Source organism: Spirosoma sp. KNUC1025 (assembly GCF_045160025.1).
In the GTDB taxonomy this organism is placed as follows: Bacteria; Bacteroidota; Bacteroidia; order Cytophagales; family Spirosomataceae; genus Spirosoma.
Genome location: NZ_CP087139.1, coordinates 1,758,553 through 1,783,506, shown reverse-complemented (window position 1 = coordinate 1,783,506; position 24,954 = coordinate 1,758,553). Strand labels below are relative to the sequence as shown.

Genomic DNA, 24,954 nt, shown 5'->3' with positions numbered 1-24,954 from the left:
ATAATTAATTACGCAGTACATTAGTCAGTGCGAATGCCAGGGTAGCTAGTAACGAAAGTATAGAAATACGCTCGCCGGTACTCATTCTGGCTCTTGGTTCAAAGGGTTTAAACGGAACAATTACTGTTGAGCCTGGCTCTATAGGTGGCCGTGTTTTAAAAAACAGAAATTTATGTGTGCGTTTTTTATGGCCGTTTGGGTAAATAACGTAGGTTTTCTTATCTACTGCATCTTCCGTAAAACCGCCTGCATCACTCACATAGTCATCAAAGGTGTAGCTCGACTTATAACTGACTAAAGCCGGGTTCAATACAGCACCCTGAATGGCTACTACTTCAGGACGACGGGGAATGAATAAAGTATCGTTTGGACTCAATAATAAATTGTCTTCTGTGTTCGGATCATCGAGTATTCGTCTGATATCCGTGCCAATTGGAATACCTCTCCGCTTAAATTGTGCAGCCGCTAAATAAGCTTGTGGTTTTAAGCCACCAGCCCGCCGTAGTAGGTCAGATATTCGTTCTTTAGGACGGAAAATGGCATAGCTGCCCGGCTGCATTACCTCCCCTGTTACATACACCTGCTGCTGAGGCTCGTAGGTAGGCGATGTACGGACATACACGATATCAAAAGGTTGTAGTTTGAAGGGTGCTTTAGCCTGACCCGAATCAACTCCAATTTCCTGAGGACTGATTTGTAGGTTTCGGTCGATGGAAAACCGGTGAATTTCCAGAGCAGGCGTATTCACATCGATCGAATCCTGGCGAATCCGTCTGGCCACTTCAATTAAATTTGGCCGGGCACTTTCGCGAAAACCGCCTGCATTAGCTACCAGATCAGCTATACTCATGTTGTTAACGAAAGGAATGGCAGAGGGCTCATTTACTGCACCTTCGATATTAATGAAGAACTCTTCACGAAGATCACGGATGGACAAAATCGTAACGACATCCTGTTTCATTAAGGGTATATCAGCGATTTCGCCACGTATTAGTTTCCCTAAATCGAATGATAGATTCTCTTTATCCAGATTAGGTAGCTCACGAACAATCATCGCACGATTCTTAAACGCATCGTTACGTAGTCCTTCAGCACGTTCAATAAGCTGACGTACCGTTTGAGTACCCGGTTCAATGGCAAAATCGCCGGGACGCATGACAGCTCCCCCGATTTGAACTCGGTTTTCGTAGCGTTCCAGAATTTTACCTACGAAATACGTATCACCCGATTGTGGAACAAAATCGGCCATCTGCGCATCTGTAATGGTTTTTATCTGCCGTTCACGATCTGTATTTCGCCGAAGAGTAATACTGGCCCGGTAGGCGTCATCCGCGAAGCCACCCGCAAAGCTTAACAGTGTCTTAAGGGTTTCGCCGGGTACTGTTTCGAAAATAGCGGGTCGACGGACTTGCCCTCTTAGCTCAACATGCGTCTGATAGTCTGCAACCCGTATAATATCCTGATCCATCAAACGAATATTATCACGCTGATCGGCGCGAAGAATATAATCGTATAAATCAATGGTACGAACGACCCTGTTGCCACGGATCACATTTATTTTACGAAAGGAGCCCGTTGCCGGATTAGGTCCACCAGCCAGGTACAGTGCATTGAAGGCTGAACCTAACGACGAAATTGTATAGGTTCCAGGGCGCACAACCTCCCCGACAAGCGTAACACGAATACTTCTGATATTGGAAAGCGTTACGTTCACAAACGTATTACTGCCAGGCACTCCTAATCCCTGAAACCCACTTTTACGTAATCGGTCAACAATACGTGCCTGGGCCTGCTCGATGGTGAGGCCACTCACAAAAATGGGGGGTAGGTTCTGGTATTTTACCGTTCCTTCGGGAGAAACTTTAAGCTTTATATTATCAGAAGAAGCGCCAGCAATATCAATACCGATTTCATCGTCGGGGCCTACTACGTAGTTGCGGGGTGTGGCAATCCGTAAATTCGGTTCAAAAGTTAAGCTGGCATTGGTGAATAAAGAAGCGCCAAATACAGGTAATGCACCACTTTCATCTCGCCGTGCATTCGTAGGTAAGGAGTCAATACTGCGGGTTGACACATCGGAAGGAAGTGTACGGGCATTACTCGACGATGAAGTCACTCGGTCTTTCGCCTGTGCTGCACCTTGTGTTTGAATCTGCGCGTAACGCTGACGCATGATCGTAATGTCTGCTGGCGTAAACCCTTGTGACATAGCCGCTACCTCAATCTGCGCTTCAGTCAGCCCACGGCTTTGTGCCTGTCGATAGAAATCTAACACTTGCTCATCACTCATCAAATTGGCGCGCCCGGCCTGTTGAGCAACGACATAAGCCGTATCAATCAGTACAAATGCCGTAAGAATTAGTGAAAATCGGAAGATACGGTGGATAAAACGTGACAATTTGTCGCTAACAAACATAGACAATGGCTTTTGGGCCAAATTTTGATTTACAAAATTAATACAATCATTTAGAAAAAACGACACAACTCGAGGCTAAGGTATTTTCGTCGGGGTCCTGGCTACCTTGTACTACCGTCGTAATGCACTAAATTTGTAGGAAAACCAGTTGGATAATCGTCAGCCATTAGTCACAGTACGCCATTGTGGTTCATTTCTGCCACTAGTACCTGATGCCTGACCCTTGACAACTAACGACTTAAGAAAATGATTAATCTCATAGCGAAACTTTTCGGCACCAAATCGCAACGCGACATTAAGGAACTTTTGCCTTATGTTGAAAAAGTAAATGCCGAATTTGCTCAATTGAAAGACCTATCGAATGATGAGTTACGTCAGATTTCGGCAGAGCTGAAAGCGTATATTACTGAGGAATTAGGTACTATCGACAATCAGCTTACGGAATTAAACGAACAGGCTGCTCATCCTGATATAGATGTTAACCGGAAAGAACAGATCTTCAACCAGATCGATAAACTCGAATCAGATCGGAATACAGAACTGGAACGTGTTCTTCTCGATATCCTGCCCCGTGCTTTCGCGGTTGTGAAAGAAACTGCCCGGCGGTTTACCGAAAATGAGCAGCTCACTGTATCAGCAAACGATTTTGACCGTGAAATAGCCTCACGTAAGAAAAACGTAGTAGTCGATGGCGATCTGGCTCACTGGGCTAATCGCTGGGATGCGGCCGGAACACCCATTAAGTGGGACATGGTTCACTATGATGTGCAGATCATCGGGGGCGTAGTACTCCACCAGGGGAAAATTGCGGAGATGGCCACTGGTGAAGGTAAAACGCTGGTTGCTACTTTCCCGGCATTCCTGAATGGCCTGGCTGGGCGTGGTGTACACATCGTAACAGTCAACGATTATCTGGCCAAACGTGACTCCGAGTGGATGGCCCCTTTGTTTGAGTTCCACGGGCTGCGCGTTGATTGTATCGACAAACATCAGCCTAATACTGAGCAGCGTAAGAACGCATACTTAGCCGATATTACTTACGGAACAAACAATGAGTTTGGATTCGACTACCTGCGCGATAATATGGCTCGGGAAACCGGCGAACTGGTTCAGCGAAAACACCATTACGCAATGGTGGATGAAGTGGACTCCGTATTGATCGATGATGCCCGGACGCCCTTAATTATCAGCGGTCCTGTTCCCCGGGGCGATGAACAGGATTACATTGAGCTTAAGCCTCGGGTGTCGCGCGTTGTGGAAGCACAGCGTAAGCTCGTATATGATTTCCTTAACGATGCCAAAAAGAAAATTGCGGCTGGCGACGAAAAAGAAGGCGGGTTATCGCTATTTCGGGCGTACCGTGGGCTACCTAAGCATAAGCCGCTGATTAAGTTCTTGAGCGAAACAGGAAATAAGGCTCTTTTACAAAAGACCGAATCGATTTATCTGGCCGAAAACCAGAAACTAATGCCCGAAGCCGATGCACCGTTATATTTCACGATTGATGAGCGGCACAACAGCATTGATCTAACCGAAAAAGGAATCGACTACATTACCGGCTCCGGAGAAGATCCTAATTTCTTTATCCTACCTGATCTCTCGATAGATCTCAACGCTATCGACAAAGATGCTGAGTTTTCGGAGCAGGAGAAAATTCTTCACAAAGAAGCCGTTGTACGGGATTATGCCGTTAAAACGCAGCGTATCAATACGGTCAATCAGCTCTTAAAAGCCTACTGTCTATTCGAGCGTGACACGGAGTACGTCATCATGGATGGAAAAGTGAAGATCGTCGATGAGCAGACAGGACGTATTATGGAAGGCCGCCGGTGGTCGGATGGGCTGCATCAGGCCGTTGAAGCGAAAGAAAATGTAAAAGTTGAAGACGCTACGCAGACCTACGCTACCGTTACGCTTCAGAATTACTTCCGGATGTATCATAAGCGGGCCGGTATGACGGGTACGGCCGAAACGGAAGCCTCTGAGTTCTGGCAGATTTATAAAATGGACGTAGTGGTCATTCCAACCAACCGCGCCATAAGCCGGAAGGATGAGGAAGACAAAGTTTATCGGTCAGTACGTGAGAAATACAATGCTGTTGTCGAAGAGATAACGAGTCTGGTCGAAAAAGGTCGGCCTGTACTTGTCGGTACAACATCCGTTGAAAACTCGGAACTGCTCAGCCGATTACTGACATTACGTAAAATTCCGCATCAGGTTCTAAACGCCAAATACCACCAGCGCGAAGCCGAAATTGTAGCAACCGCTGGTCTGCCAGGCAACGTAACCATTGCGACCAACATGGCGGGTCGTGGTACAGATATTAAGTTGACGCCTGAATCAAGAGCTGCAGGTGGACTCGCTATTATCGGTACAGAACGCCACGAGTCGCGCCGGGTTGACCGCCAGTTACGGGGTCGTTCGGGTCGTCAGGGTGACCCCGGTACCTCACAATTCTTCGTTTCGCTGGAAGACAGCCTGATGCGTTTGTTCGGTTCCGAGCGGATTGCCAAGGTTATGGACCGGATGGGACTGGAAGAAGGTGAAGTGATTCAGCACTCCATGATTACGAAATCCATCGAACGGGCGCAGAAGAAGGTAGAAGAAAACAACTTTGGTATTCGGAAGCGTCTGCTCGAATACGATGACGTAATGAACTACCAGCGTGAGGCCATCTATAAACGCCGTCGGAACGCTTTATTTGGCGATCGCTTACCGCTGGATATTGCCAACACGATGTACGACGTAGTGGAAGAGACGGTTAACAATGCCGAAGGAAACTACGAAGAGATAAAGCTTCAGTTGCTGACCACCCTCGGCTTTTCGCCCGCACTGACCACTGAAGAATTCAATCGACTGAAAAAGCCCGATCAGATTCGTCGGTTGTATGATGAGGTCGAAGTGCATTATCAGGAGAAAAACCAGGCCATTGCTGAAAAGGCATTGCCCGTTTTAACTCAGGTGTTAAACGAACAGGGCCATCAGATTAAAAACATCGTTGTTCCGTTCTCGGATGGCATTCACGAGTTGACTGTGGTCTCGGATCTGCGCAAAGCTGTCGAAACAGGTGGCCGTGAGATTGTTACAGAGATGGAGAAAGCGGTTACGCTGTCGGTGATTGACCAGGAATGGAAAGAACACCTTCGCGAAATGGATGATCTGAAGCAATCGGTACAGAATGCGGTATTCGAGCAAAAAGATCCACTGCTGGTCTACAAATTCGAATCGGTCGAATTATTCAAACGCTTCCTCAATAAGGTTAATTTTGACACGATTAACTTCCTGACAAAGGCCGATATTCCGGCGCAGGAAGCAGAGGAAGTACGCCAGGAAATTCATCAGGCGCCTGTACACCAACGGCCGCAGCCTCAGCCAAAACTCCACACAAACATGGAGGATTTTGACGATAGCCATCTGGCTACAGGACCAGAAGAGTATGCCCGTCGTATGGCCGAAAATGATGCTATGGGCGCTGGTGCACCACCTATGCCTGCTCAGCGTCAGGCCCCTGCACGGGTCATAAAACTGGACCGTAATGCCCGCGTTAATGTCCAGTACGCTGATGGATCAGTAAAACGGGATGTTAAGTTCAAAACCGTTGAAAATGACGTTGTTAGTGGCAAAGCCATGTTAATAGAATAAAATTTGCAACTGCTTTTAAACGTCCTTCAAATTCATTTTTGAAGGACGTTTTTTTTGCTGGAAGCACCAGACAAACAGACACTTTTCTGTTGGATAAGCCGTTATAAAATCAGCATGAATACCGTTATGTTTCCGCTGTTTTTATACGGACTACTTTCCTTACTGCCGCCTGCCGAACCAATCCGGCTCCGTTCTGAATCACTGCCTTTTACGCCCAAAGAATTTTATATAGCCACCGTGACGGACCAACGCTCTGAACGAGGTCCTGTTGCACGTCTTGCGTTAACGCTGAATCAGGCAACGCAGCCCGTTGATCTGGAAAAAGGGGTTGTTGCCAGCTTTCAACAGTTTATTAATCAGGGGCTAAAACAGAACCGAACGCTACGTCCGATTGCGATGCGGGTTCGCCAGTGTCGAATCAGCGAAACCGCCAGCGGCCGACGCGTAACCGGGCAATTCGTTTATGTGGTTACGTTTGATCTGCTCGGTAAGGATGATTCGGGCGACGAAACCAGCACGCAGCTGACAGAATACAAAGGCAGCGCCAATTATACGCGGCCGCTGGAGCAAACGACTGTTATAGAATCAGTTATTCGACAAACGCTTGTGGCTTCGCTACGCAACCTGAATGAGTACATGAACCGCGAAAGTGGCCGGAATGAGAAGTTAGCCCGTAGCCTGAAAATTAATTTTCTGGACGATACCCGCATAACTGGTGACGATACGGTTCATTATAACCCTGACCGGAAATTAACCTGGGCTGATTTTAAAGCTGAGCCACGACGAGGCAGCCATTATGCAGCTGAAGTTTTTACAAGTTTTGCCTACGAAGGAAAAAGTACAGTAAAAGACGGCGTTATCATCCTGAACCTGACTGCCAAAGCGTATATGCTAAAGGAATCCTCGTGGGGGCGTCCTGACGCAAAGAATGCGTACGCCCTGAATCATGAACAACGCCATTTCGACATTGTCAAGATCATAGCCGAGCGGTTTAAGCGTAAAGTTCAGGCCGATATTTTAACCCTGGAAGATTATAACAGCCAGATGCAGTATGAGTTTCTGGAGTCGTTTAGGGAGATGAATCGGCTGCAGACACAATATGATGACGAAACCAATCACAGCCTGAATCAGGCAGCACAGGAACGCTGGAATCAAAAAATTGATGCAGAACTACGTAGCTTTGGGGTGATCAAATAAGCGTATCCTTGAAAAAAATTCGTGTTCTGCACGTAAGTACGGCCCACCAACCTCAAGATCCCCGTATCGTATTTAAACAATGTCAGACGCTGACTGAGTTGTACGACGTATTCTGTGCTATACCCCATGCCAGTTCATCTATTGCGCACAACATTCACTTCATTCGCTTACCCTATTTCCGGCGCGTTATCTACCGAATCCTTTTGACTTGCCCGTTTATTCTGCTTCGGTGTATATGGATACGTCCAAAACTTATTCATGTTTACGTACCGGAGTTTTTGCCCTTTGCCTATGTGTTTCGGCTTTTAGGGGCTAAAGTAATCTATGAGGTGCAGGAGAATCTACACAAAAAAATGCACCTTAAAACATTCAACCGCGGTTACCTGCTGGAAAAAACCTTCCGCTGGTTCGATTATCTCGCTCAGCGCCATTTCTATCTGATTTTTACCGAGCATAGTTATCTGGATACGTACACGAGCGTGAAAAACCGTTTTGTAATCATTTATAACTACCCACTTTTGTCTTTCTTAGACCCATTTTGTCGGCCGTACCAACCTAATTCGATAAAACCATCTTTTTTTTACATTGGATGGCTTAGCTTTGAGCGGGCTTTCGATACGTTGATGTCGAGTCTGGTTCAATTAAAAAGCAAATACCCTGATTTTGTCCTCCATCTGTTTGGCCAGCGCACCTTTTCACAACGCGAACTGGACCAGTCATCCGAATTTAAAGCCATACGAGAAAATCTCTATTTTTATGGCTACACAGATCAACGAGAAGCTTTTCCATATGCAATTCAAGCGACCGCAGGTTTGGCTTTGCTAAAGCCTGTTGGCGATTATCCCGATTCTTATACGACCAAACTATTCGAATACATGGCACTTGGCCTACCCGTTATTACGTCAAACTTTCCGCTTTATAAAAACGTTGTCGAACGGCATAACTGTGGTTTTTGCGTATCTCCAACCGACCCAGCACAAATTACCCAGGCTCTTGATTTTCTGATCGAACACCCAGAGGTCGGTTATGCAATGGGACAACGCGGAAGAGCTGCCGTTGAGACAGAATACAACTGGTCTTCTGAAGCCAAGAAGTTACTCGGTTTTTACGAAAGTATACTCAACAGTACTAAATGAATGCTGGTTTCTTGCGTTAAAATAATACGTTATCAACACATTATGGTATTGTTCCAATGTACAATACCACGTTTTCCCGGAAGGATTTAACTTTAAGCGCTGATATAGGTTATCCCTGTGCTAGCCCTCTATTTTTTGGCCTGATGTATATACATGCAGTAAGTCATTACCTACCCACGCAGGTAGTTGGCAACGAACACTTTACCCAGCTCAATGGGCTTTCCAGCGAGTGGATTATCGAGCGTACCGGTATATTGGAGCGACGTAAAGCCGCCCCTGGTGAGAATACGAATACCATGACCATTGAGGTTGTTAAACGGCTCATGGAAAAAACGGACTTATCGACGATTGATCTGATCGTAGGTGGTACGTATACCCCTTACGACACCATTGTTTCGATAGCTCACGAAGCGCAGCATTTTCTGGGAATTGCGGATATCCCCACTATTTCGATATCAACAGCCTGTTCCTCTCTATTGAATGCCATCGAAGTCGTTGAAGGCTATTTTGCGCTGAATAAAGCCACTCGGGCGCTAGTCATTGTATCGGAGCACAATACACTTTACTACAACGAAACCGATACGGTTTCAGGACATTTGTGGGGCGATGGAGCTGCCGCATTGCTCATTACCAAAGAACGCGAAAGCGAAGAAGATTTTGCGATAAAAGCTTTACTAACCGGGGGAGCAGCGCATACATCCAAGGCTACTACGGGGGTTATGATGAAACCTGCCGATGGGGGCGTTACAATGCCTCACGGCCGGGATGTATTTATCAATGCCTGCCAGTATATGCCAAAGGCTAGCTTACAGGTACTCGAACGATGCGGCCTTTCATTAAGTGATGTAGATTACATTTTACCTCACCAGGCTAATCTGCGGATTTCGCGCAACGTAATGAATACGCTTGGATTGCCCGAAGAAAAATTAATCTCGAACATTCAGTATTACGGTAATACAGGCTGCGCTGGTTGCGCTATTGCCCTTTCGGAGCGATGGGGCACCTTCAAAAAAGGCGAACACATTGTAATTACCGTCTTTGGAGGTGGATACTCTTATGGAGCGATGTTAGTAGAAGTTTAAGGGCGGAAAGGCGAAGGGAGGAAGGGAATGAAGGCTGTTGCTAGTCCTTTATTCCCTTCCTCCCTTCGCCTTTCCGCTTTTTTACTGCGCTTCTGCCCGCCAAACGTTGTTTTTCCCGTTTATATCCGGAAGTTTTTGGTCGGGGTCGACAACTACGGTCTTCAGCGGTGAAGTCGAATCGTATTTGAAGGTCCAGGTGCCTCCCCGCTCCCACACTTCTACAGGCAGGTTGATACGTCCTTTTTTACCATTATTTTCCGTAACCTCGATGGTAACGGGCATTGCCATTTTTTCGAGGTTTTCGATTGAAATCAGCGAGCCTTTATCGGGTGCGGCATCTACGTATTTAACGTCTTTTACGCTTTGATCCAGTTTCCAGGTTTCATAGAAAAAGCCGCGCCAGAACCAGCCTAAATCTTCGCCTGCCCCATCTTCCATACTCCGGAAGAAATCGTAGGGGGTCGGATGCTTGAATGCCCAGCGATTCACATAATTCCTGAATGCAAAGTCGAACCGATCGGGACCGAGAATTACATCGCGAAGCAGTTTCAGGCCTATGCCTGGTTTATAATAAGCCAGAATACCCAATGCCCGTGGTTGCTGAACATCCGGAAGTGTCATAATTGGTTCCGTTGGAAAAGCAAGGGCAGGAGCAATATCGTGCATGGTTCCCCGCTCGCGGTCATACTCGCCTTTATTGAAATTTGCCGTTGATAAACCGTTGATAAACGTATTGAAGCCTTCATCCATCCACGGGAATTTGCGCTCATTGTTGCCGACAATCATGGGGAACCAGTTGTGACCAAACTCGTGATCGGTTACGCCCCAGAGTGCATCTTTTTTGTCTTTATGATTGCAGAAAATAATGCCTGGATACTCCATACCGCCAACAATGCCCGCTACGTTTGTGGCCACCGGATAACTATACTCATACAGATATTTCGAGTAGTATTCAACACACCCTTTTACGTATTCTGTCGAGCGATTCCAGGAATCATTTGTCGCACTTTCGGCTGGATAAACAGACTGAGCCAGGCCCGACTTACCACTTGGCAGATTCATTTTGGCTGCATCCCACACAAACGCTTTTGACGAGGCCCAGGCCACATCGCGGCTATTCTGACAGCGAAATTTCCAGGTTAACGTACCGGATTTTTTAGGCCGGGTATCCGGGTTGTTTACGTCATCTTTGCTACGTATGATAACCGTCTGATCGCTGTTACGAGCCTGCGCCAGCCGTTTGATCTGTTCGGCAGTCAGCACGTCATTTGGATTCAGCAATTCGCCTGATCCGACAACAATGTGATTCCAAGGCGCTGTGATGCTGTATTCATAATCGCCATAGTCGAGGTAAAACTCGCCTGCGCCCAGATAAGGCAGTACGTTCCAGCCTTCAATGTCATCGTACACGCACATACGCGGATACCATTGAGCAATTTCGTAGATGATCCCATCTTTGCGCTGCAACTTTCCCATACGGTCAGAAGCATACTCAGGAATTTTGAACGAATAGGTCACTTTAATTTTAACCACATCTCCGTTCGGTTTAACAGGTTCTGTCAAACGTACCTGCATCCGGGTATCGGTAATAACGTAAGGAGTAGCTGCGAACTTTCCCTTAGCCTGGTCCACTGTTACGCTGGTGATCGAATACCCGCCTGCAAAACCCTGGTTGCCAAAACGTCCACCCGACACCGGCGTTGTTTTGGTTGCCCTTGACGTATCACTGAACGCATTCTGATCGAGCTGTAGCCATAGATATGGCAGTGTTTCGGGTGAATTGTTTTTGTACGTAATGACCACCTCACCCGACACTGTGTTTTGCTGGTCATCTAACATTACGTTGATTTGGTAGTCTGATCGGTTTTGCCAGTAACGTGGCCCCGGAGCACCGCTGCCCGTTCGATAGTCGTTGCCGGGCTGCATATTAAACAGTGGATGAAATAAGGCAAGCGGATCGTATTTGGATGTCGGCGTTGATGAGGGTGTCGTTTGAGCAAATGAAGCAAAGCTTAAGGCCCAAAAACCGGCCCAGAGAGCAATTTTTCTCATGAATAAAGTTAGGTCAGCTGTATATACTACAAATAACGCGATAAAGCCTTAAAACCGGATACTCGCTCAGAAAGACAGGTGCAGGTCAAGACCATGATGGACAAGCAGAAAAATAAACAAGCCAATCCAGAGAATATCGACGAAATGCCAGTAAAGCGTAATAAGCCTGATTTTTAAGCGGTTTGGCGGGTTCACACTATAAACAAAGGAATCAACGTAGGGACGACGACGTAGAGCCTCAACTAACATGATTCCTAAAAAAATGAGACCCACTAAAATATGCAGCAGGTGAATGCCGGAAATAATATAGATAAAGCCTCCTGCCGGATTGTGCTCGAGCGTAATACCTGACCGGATCATCTGCCGCCATCCCCAGGCTTGCAGTAGCATAAACAACGTACCAAGGACAAGCGTAGTCCCTAAATTAGTGCGATAGTTATTAAAACGTTCGTGTCGGAAAGCCTGAATGGCATTGTGGAGCGTAAAGCTGCTCAGAAGAATAACCAGTGTGCTCACCAGGAATACACCCGGCAGCTTTATATCTGCCCAGCCCGAGCCCGTCCGGCGGATGACATAAGCAACCAGGAGCATTGTAAAAATCATCACACTGCTTGCAATGCCCAGCCAGACCATAAAGCGGAAGGGTTCTCGTCGCTTGGTCACAAAGTTACTCATGGTAGTTACCCGTGTTTAGTCAATAGCAATTAGTGGTTAGTTATTCTGCCTTTCACTACTGACTACTAATCACTCTCCCTAACCACTATAACCTTCCTTGCCAAACGCTGTAATTCCAAAATTGGTTTGGGACCACAGCGGGCGCATTAAAAATTCCGTACACAGTAGAGCCAGAACCACTCATACTTGCGTATACCGCACCGGCATCATACAGCGCTTGTTTGATCTGAGCCAGTTCTGGATACGTAGGGAACAGGCTGTCTTCGAAATCATTATGAATGGTATTCCGCCACGTATCAACGGGATTCTGTAAAAGCGTAGCCAACGGAATGGCTGGCTTCTGAGGCTTTACGGCAGCATAAGCCTCCGCTGTAGAGATCGCCAAATTCGGGTAAACAAGCAGTATATGATAGCCGCTTAAATCGACAGCAATATCCCTGAACACATCCCCTTTTTCAAGGCAATACAACGGGCGGTTTTGGATAAAAAATGCGCAGTCACTACCCAGCAATCGAGCGTAATCTTCTAACTGTGGCGTATTGATTCCTAACGAAAATCGATCATTCAGTAATTTTAGCGTAAAAGCAGCGTCGGCTGAGCCACCACCCAGGCCTGCACCAATGGGTACGATTTTGTGCAGGTGCATCTGAACGGGTGGCAAGTCGAAGTCCGCTTTCAGCAGATTATACGCTTTAACACAAAGATTTTTACTTACCTCGCCCGGAATATCGAGACCGCTGCTGGCAAACGAAAACGAATCTGATGGAATCACTTCCAGTACGTCACTCCAACCAACCGGATAAAAGCAGGATTGCAGATTATGAAACCCGTCGGAACGCTTTTCAGTAATGTGCAGACCTATATTGATTTTACAATTGGGAAAGGCAACCATTTTGACGTAGTGGCTTTTAAAGGCGCAACACAGAGTTTTCAGTCTCGATTTAAGCAAAAAAATCCGCTACCTGAAAAAGCTCAGGTAGCGGAAAAATCTCATCGGTTTGTACAACGTAACGTATGCGCTTAAGCACTGGCCAGCGCTTCGGCACCACCCACGATTTCGAGAATTTCAGTCGTGATGGCCGCCTGACGAGTACGGTTATAGACTAACCGCAGTTCTTTCAAAAGCTCTCCCGCATTCTCGGTTGCTTTGTCCATCGCTGTCATACGAGCCCCGTGTTCGGCGGCATTGGAATCCAATACCGCTTTGTACAGCTGAATTTTAATCGTTTTAGGAATTAACTCCGTAACGATTTCTTCTTCAGATGGCTCAAAAATATAATTGGTCGCTCCCGACGAACCAGCTGGCGCTTCTGCAGCGACAATAGGTAACATCTGTTCGACCCGCACAATCTGCACGGCGGCATTACGGAATTCATTGTAGATAACGTCAACTACGTCGTATCGACCACTGGCAAAACCGTCCATGGCTTCTTCAGCAGCAGCACGAACCGTAGCGAAGTTGAGCGAACCGAATGCTTCCATGTGATTCTTGTTCACTTTAAAACCCCGGCGTTGAAAGGCTTCCGCTCCTTTTTTGCCGATAGCCATAATCTCAACATTACCCAAACGAGCCTGAGCAGCATACTTTTCGTCCATGATTGCCAAAGCCCCTTTTACTGCATTTGTATTGAAAGCTCCACACAAACCACGGTCGGAGGTAATGACAATTAGCAACACTCGATCAATAGAGCGAGCCTGCTTATAAGGGCTATCCGATGCTGTTTCAGCTCCCGCCGAAACCGTACCAAGCATTTGGCTCAGTTTCTGAGCATAGGGGCGTAACTGCGTAATATTTTCCTGCGCCCGACGCAGTTTGGCAGCCGATACCATTTTCATCGCTTTGGTAATCTGCTGTGTCGAATTAATCGACGCAATTCGGGCGCGTACTTCTTTAAGACTTGCCATAAAATAGTCGTAACCGGTTCGCCGGTGCGGTCATAAAGGCCCAAGGAGTAAAGCCAAAAGCGAAATTCATCGGTCGGCTTTACTCCTTATGACTACTATTTATATTGCGCTGAAAGATCAGCTGCTACTTTCTTAAGCGCTGCTGTTGCTTCATCAGACAGTTTACCAGCACGCAAATCGTTCAGTACGTTCGGGTACTGTGCACTAAGAACCATAGCGAATTCGCCCTCGAAAGCTTTTACTTTATTGACCGGCACCTTATCGAGCAAGCCATTCGTTGAAGCATAAATAATTGCAACCTGCTGCTCAACCGGAACAGGCGAATATTGAGGCTGTTTCAGCATCTCCTGGTTCCGCCGACCCCGTTCAATCGTCAGTTTAGTCGATGCATCCAGATCAGAGCCGAACTTCGCGAAGGCTTCCAGCTCCCGGAACTGCGCCTGATCAAGCTTCAGCGTACCGGCTACTTTCTTCATCGACTTGATCTGCGCATTACCACCCACGCGCGATACCGAAATACCTACGTTGATGGCCGGACGAATACCTGAGTTAAACAAGTTCGACTCAAGGAAGATCTGACCGTCGGTAATCGAAATTACGTTTGTCGGAATATAGGCCGATACGTCACCAGCCTGTGTTTCGATAATCGGCAACGCTGTCAGCGAACCACCACCTTTCACCTTGTCTTTCAGCGACGGTGGCAGGTCGTTCATATTTTTGGCAATGGCGTCGTTCGAGTTGATTTTAGCGGCCCGTTCCAGTAACCGGCTGTGCAGGTAGAACACGTCTCCCGGATAAGCCTCACGGCCTGGTGGACGACGTAACAACAGCGATACTTCACGGTACGCTACGGCCTGCTTGGACAGATCGTCATAAACAACAAGCGCCGGGCGACCCGTATCGCGGAAGAACTCCCCGATAGCAGCCCCCGTAAATGGAGCAAAGAACTGCATTGGTGATGGGTCAGATGCATTGGCCGACACGATAACCGTATAGTCCATAGCGCCCGCCTTACGGAGGGTTTGCTCAACCTGCTTAACGGTTGATGCTTTCTGACCGCAGGCTACATAAATACAATAAACGGGTTCGCCTTTGTCGAAAAATTCTTTCTGGTTAATGATGGTGTCGATAGCAACAGCCGTCTTACCCGTTTGCCGGTCACCGATGATCAGCTCACGCTGGCCACGGCCGATAGGGATCATGGCATCGATAGCCTTGATTCCTGTCTGGAGCGGTTCGTTTACGGGTTGGCGGAAGATTACGCCCGGCGCTTTCCGTTCCATCGGCATCGGGAACAATTCACCCTGAATGGGGCCTAAACCATCGATTGGCAGGCCGAGTGTGTTCACAACGCGGCCAAGAATGCCATCGCCTACGTTAACGTAAGCAATCTGGTCGGTACGTTTGACAGTATCGCCTTCTTTAACGTCTGAGTAATCGCCAGAGCAAAACGGCCCCAACGTTATCTTCTTCGAGGTTCAGCGCCATGGCCTGAAGCCCATTTTCGAACGACAGCAATTCGCCGGCCTGCACTTTCGAGAGGCCGTAGATACGCGCTACGCCGTCGCCGATTTGCAGCACCGTACCGACTTCTTCGAGTTCAGCCTCGGTTTGCGTTCCGGCCAGTTGCTGGCGCAGAATGGCTGATATCTCGTCGGGTCTTACGGATTCCATATGTGTATAAGGAGATTTTTAAGTTTTATTTTCGGCCGCAAAGGTACGATTAAAATTTAATAAAAACTTGTTCGTATCTATAATTACGGGCTGAATGTTAGACTTTTCCAATAATCAGCCGTTAGAATGGTAAACCGCTGGAAATGGCAGAAAACCGTTCGTCCAGATTCGGTGTATTTTCGAAGGTAAATCCTAGCAAACTTTACCAGAAACCCCTATTTTTATCAGTTAGTTATCTGCAATTAAGGTTAGATGAAATTTTACTAAAACCTGAGCTAACCAAACTTTTCTGATACATATTCACGTTTTATTAACAAATCAATTATTGCATTCATCCTTTTGCTTTTGTTCGCATGAAGTTCACCCAACTAATGTTGGCTGGTATTGTATCAGCTTTTTTCATTACCGAATCTGCCATTGCCCAAACGAAAAAAAAACCTGCTGTTTCTAAACCCGCTTCCAGTGCAAAGCCGGCTTCAGGCGCTAAATCTGTTGCTGGTGCTACGGTGTTGTCATCTACTCAGGACTCTATAAGCTACAGTATCGGGCTATTTATGGCCCAGAACCTGAAACAACAGGGTATAAATGATATTAACCAGGCCTTGTTGATGCGCGGTTTGGAGGACGTTCTGACTGATCGGAAAACTCAGTTGACGGTACCTCAGGCTGGTCAGGTTATGAACACTTTTATGCAGAAACAAATGGCTTCCCGAAATGCAGAAGCAACGAAAGTGGCAGAAGAAAACAAGAAAATCGGAGACGCTTTCCTGGCTGAGAATAAAGCGAAGGCAGGCGTAACGACTACGAAAAGCGGCTTACAATATTCTGTTGAAAAAGAAGGGACTGGCGCCAAACCAACGGCTACAGATCGAGTTAAGGTACATTATACCGGCAAACTGATCGATGGTAAGGTTTTCGATAGTTCAGTAGAACGGGGTCAACCTGCCGAGTTTGGAGTAAGTGAGGTTATTAAAGGTTGGACAGAGGCCTTGCAACTGATGCCTGTTGGCTCTAAATGGAAACTGTATATCCCTTCAGATCTGGCTTATGGTGATCGGGGCGCAGGAGCAGACATTAAACCCGGTTCAACATTAGTGTTCGATGTAGAGTTGCTTGATATTGTTAAACAATAATTCAAAGAGTGAAAGAAAGAAAGAGTGAAAGAGCGAAAATAGTATGGTTACCGAATCACTCTTTTACTCATTCGCTCTTTCGCCATTAACCTGGGTAGTATAGATGAAGAAGTATCTGGTAACCCTTGTGCCCGTGCTGATGCTGAGCTTTCAGCCGGATTCGCCGTCGGGAGCGTCCACGTTGAGTGGTACGGCCCCGTCTATGGCGCCACCCTCATCTGCCGCTGACGACCTGAAACCGTCTATCTCGCAGGAGAAAGTAGAAACGCTCGTAGCAAAACTGCTGACGACATATCACTACCGGAAGGTGAGGCTCAATGACTCGCTCTCATCAGTCGTTTGGGATAATTACCTGAAGGAAGTAGATGGCAATAAAACCTATTTGCTGGCATCGGACGTAGCGTCGTTCGAAAAGTACCGCTACCAGATTGACGACGCCCTAATCAATGGCGATCTGACAGCAGCTTATGACCTGTATAACGTATTTCGCCAACGGTATAAAGAACGTAGCGAATTCATTAAGCAGCAGTTGACAACACCCTTTACGTTTACGGCTGACGAAAGCTTTAATACGGATCGGGAGAAATCGCCATGGCCTAAAACTGTTGAAGAACAGAATGATCTATGGCGAAAAATCCTGAAAAATCAGGAACTGGAGCTTCGCTTGGGTAACCGGCCGGATAGTGCCGTTGCGGCCACGATGAAGCAACGGTATACCAATCTCGACAAAGCCATCAACCGCATTAAGAGCGCTGACGTGTTCCAGATTTACATGAACTCGTTTGCCGAAGCACTCGACCCGCACACGAATTATTTTTCGCCTAACAACGCTGACCGGTTCAATCAGGAGATGAGTCAGTCGCTGGAGGGAATTGGCGCTATGCTGCAGGAAGATGGTGATTATATCAAGATTACCAGCGTTCTGCCGGGTGGACCCGCTTTCAAAAGCAATCTGCTGAAGGTCAACGACAAAATTGCAGGTGTTGCTCAGGGTGATAATGGGGCTATGGTCAATACCATGAATTGGCAGGTCGATGAGGTTGTCAAACTTATAAAAGGGCCTAAAGGCACCGTGGTACGTTTGCAGGTTATGTCGCCCGATGCACTGGCAGGCGCGCCACCAAAGGAAATCAGACTGGTACGCGAGAAAATAAAACTGGAAGAGCAACGTGCGAAGAAAGAAGTCATTGAGGTATCGGATAATGGTAAGCCGTTTAAAATTGGCGTTATCAATATCCCGATGTTCTACCGTGACTTCGAAGGTGCCCGTAAGCACGAGCAAGGTTTCAGTAGTACTACCAGCGATGTAAAGAAATTTATTGAAGAGCTGAAAGCGGATAAGGTCGACGGTATTGTCATCGACTTGCGTGATAATGGTGGCGGTTCGCTTACGGAAGCGATTGACCTGACCGGACTGTTTATACCGAAAGGGCCGGTTGTGCAGGTGAAAGAAGCAACGGGTGAAACTGAAGTATATACCGACCCAGATCCGTCCGTTACGTATGACGGCCCAATGGCTGTTCTGGTAAACCGGTTTAGCGCTTCCGCTTCCGAAATTTTTGCCGCTGCCATTCAGGATTATAAACGTGGTATTATCGTCGGTGGGCAAACCTTCGGCAAAGGCACCGTACAAACGCTGATTGACCTGAACCGCTGGCTGCCCAAAGAACCGGAGAAAGTTGGCCAGGTAAAAATGACGATCCAGAAATTCTACCGCATCAACGGCAGCAGCACGCAGCATAAAGGCGTAACGCCCGACATTGAGTTGCCATCTGCATTTTCGGCCGAAGAATATGGCGAGAGTTCTCAGAAAAGTGCACTCCCCTGGGATCAGATTAATTCAACCCGTTATGAACAATCACGCGGGATTGATGATAAAATCCTGGCTCGTCTGCGTGACCGTTTTGATCAACGGCTCAAATCCGATCCCGAATTAAAACAACTGGCGCAGGATCTGGCAGATTTCAAAAAAGCGAAGGAAAACACGGTAGTCTCCTTACAGGAGTCGAAACGCCGGAAAGAGCGCGAGGAGGCAGAACGCAAACGGGCGGCTGCCAATAAAGTGTCGCAGGTCAGTGCTCCTATCGATGAGACAGGCAGCCCTGCTACTTCCAAGAAGAAAAAAGATCTGTATTTGACCGAAGCAGGACTGGTGCTGGCTGATTATATTCTGGCAGTGAACAAGTAGTTTCCGTTGAAATACGGACCCTAAAACTAAACCCCGTGCATCGAACTGTTGTACGGGGTTTGAGTTTTATAAGGGTTGACACTTTATTTGCTTATGTGGTACTTTATTATCCAACAAAACACACTCGAAAGAACTCAGTATCAAGCCATACAGAAGCGTGCCGTACTGACTGAGGTTGAGTTGTTTAACGAACCTTACGAAAATTGGTACGTATTCTCTGTTGAAAAAGAAGATTACCAATCTTTCATGAATTATCTCGACCGCGAAGGTATATCCTATGAGCTAGTGGCCAGTCGGCCAACCCGATCTGAGATGCTGGACAAAATGCGTTAAGCGTAGTAATCAGGCCACAGAGGGTGCCCATGTCTGACGGCCCGTTTCAGTCGGCAAATTCATTCGCTTTGCCCGCCGAAAAAACCGCCAGGTCAACAGTATAGCGGCAATAGTCAACCCGGTTAGTAAACCAATCCAAACGCCAATAGCGTCCATTTTAAACGGGAATGCCAGTATGTAACTCAGCGGCAGCGCAACAACCCAGTACGAAAATAACGTAATGAGTGTTGGGATATTCACATCTGACAGTCCCCGCAATCCCCCAGAGCAACTACCTGTATGCCATCTGAAAGTTGAAAAAAACCGGCCATAATAACGAGTGAAGCCGCAATTCTCATAACCTCCGGGTTATCCCGGATATAAAGTGTCACCAGCCAGTCGTTTGCTGTCAGGAACAATAAAGCCGTAATACTCATGAAGCTTACCGACAACAGAAACGCAGCAAGACCCGCGTGTAGGACCCCCGTCTGACTACCCCGCCCAACGGCTGCACTAACCCGAATAGCAGCCGCAGACGAAATACCCGTAGCCATCATATACGTAACGGATGCCATATTGATGGCAATCTGATGAGCAGCCAACCGGTCTTCGCCAAGCCAGCCAACAATAACCACCGCCAGTGAAAACGTAGCGATCTCAAAGAAAAACGTTAGTCCACCGGGAACACCAAGCCGTAAAATCGTCCAGACATCGCTGGTTGTTGGCATCACGCGAAACTCAGATTTCAGGTAAGGCTTAAACCGCTCCGTTCTATAAATGTAAAACAGCATGGCCCCGGCCATAAATACTCTTGAAATAAGGGTAGAAAGCGCCGATCCCATTAATCCCAAAGCCGGAAACGGACCAACCCCTTTGATGAGTACATAATTAAATCCAGCATTGACGACCAGCGCGGAAAGCGTAATGGCCATTGCCACCCGTGGGTACCGCAATCCATCGCAAAGTTGGCGGGCCGACACGAAGATTAATAAGGGCAAAACTGAAGCGCTCAGAATGAGCATAAAATCGCGAGCCAGGCGTGTCACTTCAGCGGTCTGCCCGAATAGGTCAAAATTATACGCTAACAGCACCGACAATCCACCCAGAATAATACTCATCAACACGGCTACCCGTAAACCTGCTCTGAACAGCCGGTTAATTGCAGCGGGATCATTCTGACTTTGCGATTTCGAGACTAAAGCCGCTACGACGGGTAACGCCCCTACCCCAATGCCCGACAACAGAAAGGAAAGTGAATTGGCCAGCCCCGCTGCCCCTAGCGGTACTGCCCCTAGTAAACGCCCTACGAACAGATTGTCCGTAACCCCCATCAACACAACCCCTAGCTGCGCAATAATAATTGGGATACTTAGCCGAAGTGTATCCTTTATTTCTGCGCGGTAAGTAAGTATGAGAGATTGGGAGGCAGCAGGCATAGTGTACAGGAGCAATAACTGGCAAATGTAACAGTTCTTCTTTGCTTCTACCTTATGTTTCCTGCTCCCTGGCCTTTGCTTATTACCCATTGCCCCCTGCTACTTTCTTTGTACTTTTGTCTTCTATATTATAAATCAGGCAAAGTCTTGAAAGAATACGGCAGTAGTATCCAGAAGTTGGTTGACAACATGGTCAACATCGAAGATCGGGAAAAGCGTACCCGGTATGCGCACATCCTGATTGAATTGATGCGACAGATTCACCCCAACATGAAGGATGGGCAGGATTACTACAACAAACTGTGGGATGACTTATACATCATGTCTGGTTTTACGCTTGATGTAGATAGCCCCTACCCTCCACCCTCAGAAGAAGCCTTGGGCAAAAAACCACAGCGGGTTCCCTACAATACCCATCATCTGAAATTCAAACATTTTGGTCGTAACGTAGATTTATTGATAGCGAAAGCGTCGGCATTGGAAGATCCCGAAGAACGTAGGGCCTTTGTTTCCTACCTGACCCGTCTGATGCGTACATTTTATCAGGCATGGAATAAAGAATCTGTTGAAGACGAAACCATTTACCAGAGTCTGATTGAACTCTCGGATGGTAAACTCTATGACGACATTCAGTTGATTCGGGAACAGGGCCTCGTTGACTCGACTCCACGGGAACGTACCGGCGATCAGCCACAACGAATTAATAACTTCCGGAACGACCGTGAAGGCAATCAACGTTCTGGCTCAAATCAGGGCCGGCCGAACAACGGCATGGGCTCACAACGTAATTTCGGAAATCGGAATCGCAATGACCGCGATGGCGGTCAACAGGGCCGTAACCGAAATGACAACGGATCGCCCCGTAATTTTGGCAACCGCGACGGTGGACCACAGGGTCCGCGCCCGGGCAACAATCGAAACGATGGGCCTCGTCGGCGACGGTAATTTTTTCAATTATGAATGATGAGTTATAAATGATGAATAAGGTAGTAGTCAGCATTATTCATCATTCATAACTCATCATTCATAATTCATCATTGTTTAAATGGCATCTTTTCAAATCACAGGTGGTCGTAGCTTAAAAGGTGAACTCATTCCGCAAGGGGCAAAAAACGAAGCGCTGCAAATACTTTGTGCCGTATTGCTCACCCAGGAACCTGTTACAATTTATAACATTCCGAATATCCGGGATGTAAATCAGCTCATCGACCTGCTGGGCGATTTAGGCGTTTGGGTAACAAAAATCGGGGAAAGTGCCTATCGTTTTCAGGCAAGCGACGTCAATCTGGATTACCTGGAATCCGAAACGTATAAGCGGAAAGCTGCCGCCCTGCGGGGTTCAGTTATGCTGCTTGGCCCCATGCTGGCCCGTTTCAAAAAAGGACGTATTCCCCGGCCCGGTGGCGACAAAATTGGTCGTCGTAGACTCGATACGCACTTTCTGGGATTTGAAAAACTCGGTGCTCAGTTCAACTACGATGCCGACGATGGCGGCTATTATCAGGTGGATGCCAGTAACCTCCGTGGTACGTATATGTTGCTGGACGAAGCCTCTGTAACCGGCACAGCTAACGTATTGATGGCGGCCGTAATGGCTGAGGGTACCACGACCATTTATAATGCCGCCTGTGAGCCTTATCTTCAGCAACTCTGCAAGATGCTCAACTCCATGGGCGCCAAAATTTCGGGGGTTAGCTCCAACCTGCTCACTATTGAAGGCGTGTCGCAACTGAAAGGCACAGAGCATACCATGCTGCCCGACATGATTGAGATTGGCTCGTTTATTGGCATGGCTGCCATGACGCAGTCGGAGATCACAATCAAAAATTGCCGCATACCGGAATTGGGAATCATTCCTGATCAATTCAAACGGTTAGGCATTCAGATGGAGTTTCGGGGCGACGATATTTTCGTTCCGGCACAGGAGCATTATCAAATTGATACGTTCCTGGATGGCGGCATGATGACTGTTGCAGACGCACCCTGGCCAGGCTTTACCCCCGACCTGCTCAGTATTGTTCTTGTAACGGCCGTACAGGCGCAGGGCACGTTGCTGATCCATCAGAAAATGTTTGAGAGCCGCCTGTTCTTTGTGGATAAACTTATCGACATGGGTGCTCAAATTATTTTGTGCGACCCACACCGCGCTACAGTAGTCGGCTTAAATCGTCAGGTTCCGTTGAAAGGTATTCGCATGTCGTCCCCTGATATTCGGGCGGGGGTAGCTTTGTTGATTGCAGCTATGTCGGCTAAGGGAACCAGTATTATTGACAGTATCGAACAGATTGACAGAGGGTATCAGAATATCGATTCACGCCTGAATGCTATCGGTGCCGAAATTATTCGGTTGTAATTTTTACGACTTGCTTATTTCATCAAAAGGGCTTCTTGAAGCCCTTTTTTAGTTAAAAAGCACTGACGTTACGTTGTTTACCTTCTTAGCTAGGTCAGGCTCAACTAAACCTTCTTTATTCATTTTTGTCTTTAGTACGTAACACGTTTAATTTGACGTCGAATTAAAGACGCTACTAATCAGCACACAATGAAAACGCTACAATCCAATTTATCCATCTGGGCAATGGCTGCCCTGCTGTCGGGCAGTTCGTTAGCCGCCTGTGCGCAGTCTACTTCCACCGCATCTACAGCGACAACAACGACCAGTGATCCAGCCAAAACAATTTTACTGACTCCACTGCAACAAAGCATTACTAAACTGAAGAAGTTAGTAGCTTCGGGCGACCCTGATTTCGATTATGCGTTTCAGGCGAAAGCCCATACGCAGGGTGTACAGGACTTACTGAAAGCCGAAATTCAGAATGGGAAAGATCAGGCACTGGTCGATATGGCAAAAACGATGCTACCTGTTACTCAATCTGATATATCGGTGCTTGATCAGACGGTTCGCCAACTTAAACCAACGCGCCCAAGTCAGGCTTATACACAACAGCAAAGCCGGAACGTAGAAGCAATGGCGTTGAAATTGCAACAAACCGGTTCCAGCGATAAACTGACGAGCAACCTGGATAAAAATTTTGCTACGCTCCTGTTGGATCAGCGCCAGGATGCAATTGACATGGCTACAACGTATTTGCAATTCGGTAACAATGCAACGCTGAAAACGTACGCCCAGCAGCTGGTAGACAAATCCAAACAGCAAATTGCAACAATCAAAGCCCAACAGCCCAAATAAAAAGCGCGGTTGGCCATGAATACGGTAATGGTTGTATATTGACGCCGATCATTACTGTATTCATGGAAGTATCAAATATGTTTATTCCAACAGCCGGTGCTGTTGGCCTTCTCCCAATGGTCACGTACTTTTTCCTGGTCGTGGCTTTGTTTGTTTTCGCAGGCAATTTTATTTTTGGGCTAGCATCGTTACCCACCATTCGCGCCGAGCGCCGGATGACCAGTACGTTAACAATAGTCGTCTCAGCCATAGCTGGGCTCTCCTACTACCTAATTCAGGCTTATTATCGGGACATGCTGGCCGATCTGGCGGCAGTACCGAATGACATCGACCGGCAAACGCTCATTCGCGAATCATACAACGCCATTGGTCAGTATCGATACATCGACTGGTTCATTTCAGCTCCTCTGCTTTTAATTCAGGTAATTTCGGTTCTCAATTGGCGGCTAGCCGATAGTAAACGAATGCTTACCGGTTTATTGATGTCAGCTTCCTTTCTGTTTTTTGCAGCCTATATTGGCCATCAGCAACTGTCATTTGACAATGAAATTCAGGTTGGGCAGAAAGTCATCTGGGGGTTACTCGCCACCATCGATTACGTATTTGTTTTCTTTACACTGAACCGACTTGGAAAACAAGCAGACGGACAAACGACTCCCGAATCACTACGGGTTTATCGACTTCTCGTTTTAACAATCATTACGTGTTGGGGTATTCATTTGCTGGGGTATTTCCTGACAGTCCTTCAGGTTGATTTTAATTGGATTCACCTTATTTTTACAATTACGGATCTCATTAGTCAGGTCGGTATTGGTATTGCAATTTATGTTGTCAGTACCCAATCACAGGACTAACAACGAGTTCACGTTTAATTCACGCATCAGCGAATACTTACGTACCCACCGCACATCATTGC

Annotated in this window: 16 protein-coding genes and 2 pseudogenes; 11 read left to right on the top strand and 7 right to left on the bottom strand. The window is 47.2% G+C overall.

Going from position 1 to position 24,954, the window contains the following annotated elements:
- Positions 1 to 4 precede the first annotated feature (4 nt).
- Positions 5 to 2,416, bottom strand: a complete 2,412-nt coding sequence (locus LN737_RS07770) for an SLBB domain-containing protein (protein ID WP_405517676.1) — start codon at positions 2,414 to 2,416, stop codon at positions 5 to 7.
- A 246-nt stretch (positions 2,417 to 2,662) separates the two neighbouring features.
- Here LN737_RS07770 and secA point away from each other — a divergent pair, with 246 nt between their 5' ends.
- The 4 genes from secA (at position 2,663) to LN737_RS07750 (ending at position 9,473) form a co-directional block, all read left to right on the top strand.
- Positions 2,663 to 6,058 (top strand): preprotein translocase subunit SecA, encoded by a 3,396-nt coding sequence (gene secA, locus LN737_RS07765; RefSeq protein ID WP_405517674.1) that lies wholly within the window; start codon positions 2,663 to 2,665, stop codon positions 6,056 to 6,058.
- Positions 6,059 to 6,172: 114 nt separating this feature from the next.
- The gene (locus LN737_RS07760; protein ID WP_405517672.1) at positions 6,173 to 7,255 is read left to right on the top strand and encodes a hypothetical protein; all 1,083 of its coding nucleotides are present in this window, start codon (positions 6,173 to 6,175) and stop codon (positions 7,253 to 7,255) included.
- 8 nt (positions 7,256 to 7,263) lie between these two features.
- Complete coding sequence (locus tag LN737_RS07755; protein ID WP_405517670.1) at positions 7,264 to 8,391, top strand: glycosyltransferase; 1,128 nt, start codon at positions 7,264 to 7,266, stop codon at positions 8,389 to 8,391.
- 143 nt (positions 8,392 to 8,534) lie between these two features.
- Positions 8,535 to 9,473, top strand: a complete 939-nt coding sequence (locus LN737_RS07750) for a 3-oxoacyl-ACP synthase III family protein (RefSeq protein ID WP_405517668.1) — start codon at positions 8,535 to 8,537, stop codon at positions 9,471 to 9,473.
- Positions 9,474 to 9,554: 81 nt separating this feature from the next.
- On the opposite strand, the gene LN737_RS07745 is transcribed toward LN737_RS07750, so the two are convergent.
- The 5 genes and pseudogenes from LN737_RS07745 to atpA form a co-directional block, all read right to left on the bottom strand.
- Positions 9,555 to 11,525 (bottom strand): M1 family metallopeptidase, encoded by a 1,971-nt coding sequence (locus tag LN737_RS07745; RefSeq protein WP_405517666.1) that lies wholly within the window; start codon positions 11,523 to 11,525, stop codon positions 9,555 to 9,557.
- A 66-nt stretch (positions 11,526 to 11,591) separates the two neighbouring features.
- Positions 11,592 to 12,200 (bottom strand): heme-copper oxidase subunit III, encoded by a 609-nt coding sequence (locus LN737_RS07740; protein WP_405517664.1) that lies wholly within the window; start codon positions 12,198 to 12,200, stop codon positions 11,592 to 11,594.
- Between the two features lie 85 nt (positions 12,201 to 12,285).
- Positions 12,286 to 13,092: a 4-(cytidine 5'-diphospho)-2-C-methyl-D-erythritol kinase gene (gene ispE / locus LN737_RS07735; protein ID WP_405517663.1), complete on the bottom strand. Its 807-nt coding sequence runs from the start codon at positions 13,090 to 13,092 to the stop codon at positions 12,286 to 12,288.
- Positions 13,093 to 13,220: 128 nt separating this feature from the next.
- Positions 13,221 to 14,105, bottom strand: coding sequence for an ATP synthase F1 subunit gamma (atpG, locus tag LN737_RS07730; protein WP_405517661.1), 885 nt, complete (start codon positions 14,103 to 14,105; stop codon positions 13,221 to 13,223).
- A 95-nt stretch (positions 14,106 to 14,200) separates the two neighbouring features.
- Positions 14,201 to 15,779: pseudogene (gene atpA / locus LN737_RS07725) on the bottom strand (F0F1 ATP synthase subunit alpha).
- Positions 15,780 to 16,132: 353 nt separating this feature from the next.
- On the opposite strand from atpA, the gene LN737_RS07720 reads away from it, so the two are divergent.
- From LN737_RS07720 to LN737_RS07710, 3 genes are all read left to right on the top strand, one after another.
- A complete protein-coding gene (locus tag LN737_RS07720) occupies positions 16,133 to 16,912 on the top strand; it encodes an FKBP-type peptidyl-prolyl cis-trans isomerase (protein WP_405517659.1) in 780 nt (259 codons plus the stop codon).
- Between the two features lie 103 nt (positions 16,913 to 17,015).
- The gene (locus LN737_RS07715) at positions 17,016 to 19,100 is read left to right on the top strand and encodes a carboxy terminal-processing peptidase (RefSeq protein WP_405517658.1); all 2,085 of its coding nucleotides are present in this window, start codon (positions 17,016 to 17,018) and stop codon (positions 19,098 to 19,100) included.
- Positions 19,101 to 19,193: 93 nt separating this feature from the next.
- Complete coding sequence (locus LN737_RS07710) at positions 19,194 to 19,433, top strand: hypothetical protein (protein ID WP_405517656.1); 240 nt, start codon at positions 19,194 to 19,196, stop codon at positions 19,431 to 19,433.
- A gap of 9 nt (positions 19,434 to 19,442) precedes the next feature.
- Here LN737_RS07710 and LN737_RS07705 read toward each other — a convergent pair.
- A pseudogene (locus LN737_RS07705) lies at positions 19,443 to 20,848 on the bottom strand (MATE family efflux transporter).
- A 147-nt stretch (positions 20,849 to 20,995) separates the two neighbouring features.
- On the opposite strand from LN737_RS07705, the gene LN737_RS07700 reads away from it, so the two are divergent.
- The 4 genes from LN737_RS07700 to LN737_RS07685 all read left to right on the top strand — a co-directional run bounded on the left by LN737_RS07700 (position 20,996) and on the right by LN737_RS07685 (position 24,892).
- Complete coding sequence (locus LN737_RS07700; RefSeq protein WP_405517654.1) at positions 20,996 to 21,793, top strand: DUF4290 domain-containing protein; 798 nt, start codon at positions 20,996 to 20,998, stop codon at positions 21,791 to 21,793.
- 100 nt (positions 21,794 to 21,893) lie between these two features.
- Positions 21,894 to 23,201: a UDP-N-acetylglucosamine 1-carboxyvinyltransferase gene (gene murA, locus LN737_RS07695; RefSeq protein ID WP_405517652.1), complete on the top strand. Its 1,308-nt coding sequence runs from the start codon at positions 21,894 to 21,896 to the stop codon at positions 23,199 to 23,201.
- A gap of 189 nt (positions 23,202 to 23,390) precedes the next feature.
- Complete coding sequence (locus LN737_RS07690) at positions 23,391 to 24,038, top strand: DUF305 domain-containing protein (protein WP_405517650.1); 648 nt, start codon at positions 23,391 to 23,393, stop codon at positions 24,036 to 24,038.
- 62 nt (positions 24,039 to 24,100) lie between these two features.
- Positions 24,101 to 24,892, top strand: coding sequence for a bacteriorhodopsin (locus tag LN737_RS07685; protein ID WP_405517648.1), 792 nt, complete (start codon positions 24,101 to 24,103; stop codon positions 24,890 to 24,892).
- Positions 24,893 to 24,954: the final 62 nt, after the last annotated feature.

Bases quoted from the DNA above. Each gene is read 5' to 3' on its own strand.
- LN737_RS07770 (WP_405517676.1), bottom strand. From the start codon at position 2,416: ATGTTTGTTAGCGACAAATTGTCACGTTTTATCCACCGTATCTTCCGA.
- secA (WP_405517674.1), top strand. From the start codon at position 2,663: ATGATTAATCTCATAGCGAAACTTTTCGGCACCAAATCGCAACGCGAC.
- LN737_RS07760 (WP_405517672.1), top strand. From the start codon at position 6,173: ATGAATACCGTTATGTTTCCGCTGTTTTTATACGGACTACTTTCCTTA.
- LN737_RS07750 (WP_405517668.1), top strand. From the start codon at position 8,535: ATGTATATACATGCAGTAAGTCATTACCTACCCACGCAGGTAGTTGGC.
- LN737_RS07745 (WP_405517666.1), bottom strand. From the start codon at position 11,525: ATGAGAAAAATTGCTCTCTGGGCCGGTTTTTGGGCCTTAAGCTTTGCT.
- LN737_RS07740 (WP_405517664.1), bottom strand. From the start codon at position 12,200: ATGAGTAACTTTGTGACCAAGCGACGAGAACCCTTCCGCTTTATGGTC.
- ispE (WP_405517663.1), bottom strand. From the start codon at position 13,092: ATGGTTGCCTTTCCCAATTGTAAAATCAATATAGGTCTGCACATTACT.
- atpG (WP_405517661.1), bottom strand. From the start codon at position 14,105: ATGGCAAGTCTTAAAGAAGTACGCGCCCGAATTGCGTCGATTAATTCG.
- LN737_RS07720 (WP_405517659.1), top strand. From the start codon at position 16,133: ATGAAGTTCACCCAACTAATGTTGGCTGGTATTGTATCAGCTTTTTTC.
- LN737_RS07715 (WP_405517658.1), top strand. From the start codon at position 17,016: ATGAAGAAGTATCTGGTAACCCTTGTGCCCGTGCTGATGCTGAGCTTT.
- LN737_RS07710 (WP_405517656.1), top strand. From the start codon at position 19,194: ATGTGGTACTTTATTATCCAACAAAACACACTCGAAAGAACTCAGTAT.
- murA (WP_405517652.1), top strand. From the start codon at position 21,894: ATGGCATCTTTTCAAATCACAGGTGGTCGTAGCTTAAAAGGTGAACTC.
- LN737_RS07690 (WP_405517650.1), top strand. From the start codon at position 23,391: ATGAAAACGCTACAATCCAATTTATCCATCTGGGCAATGGCTGCCCTG.
- LN737_RS07685 (WP_405517648.1), top strand. From the start codon at position 24,101: ATGGAAGTATCAAATATGTTTATTCCAACAGCCGGTGCTGTTGGCCTT.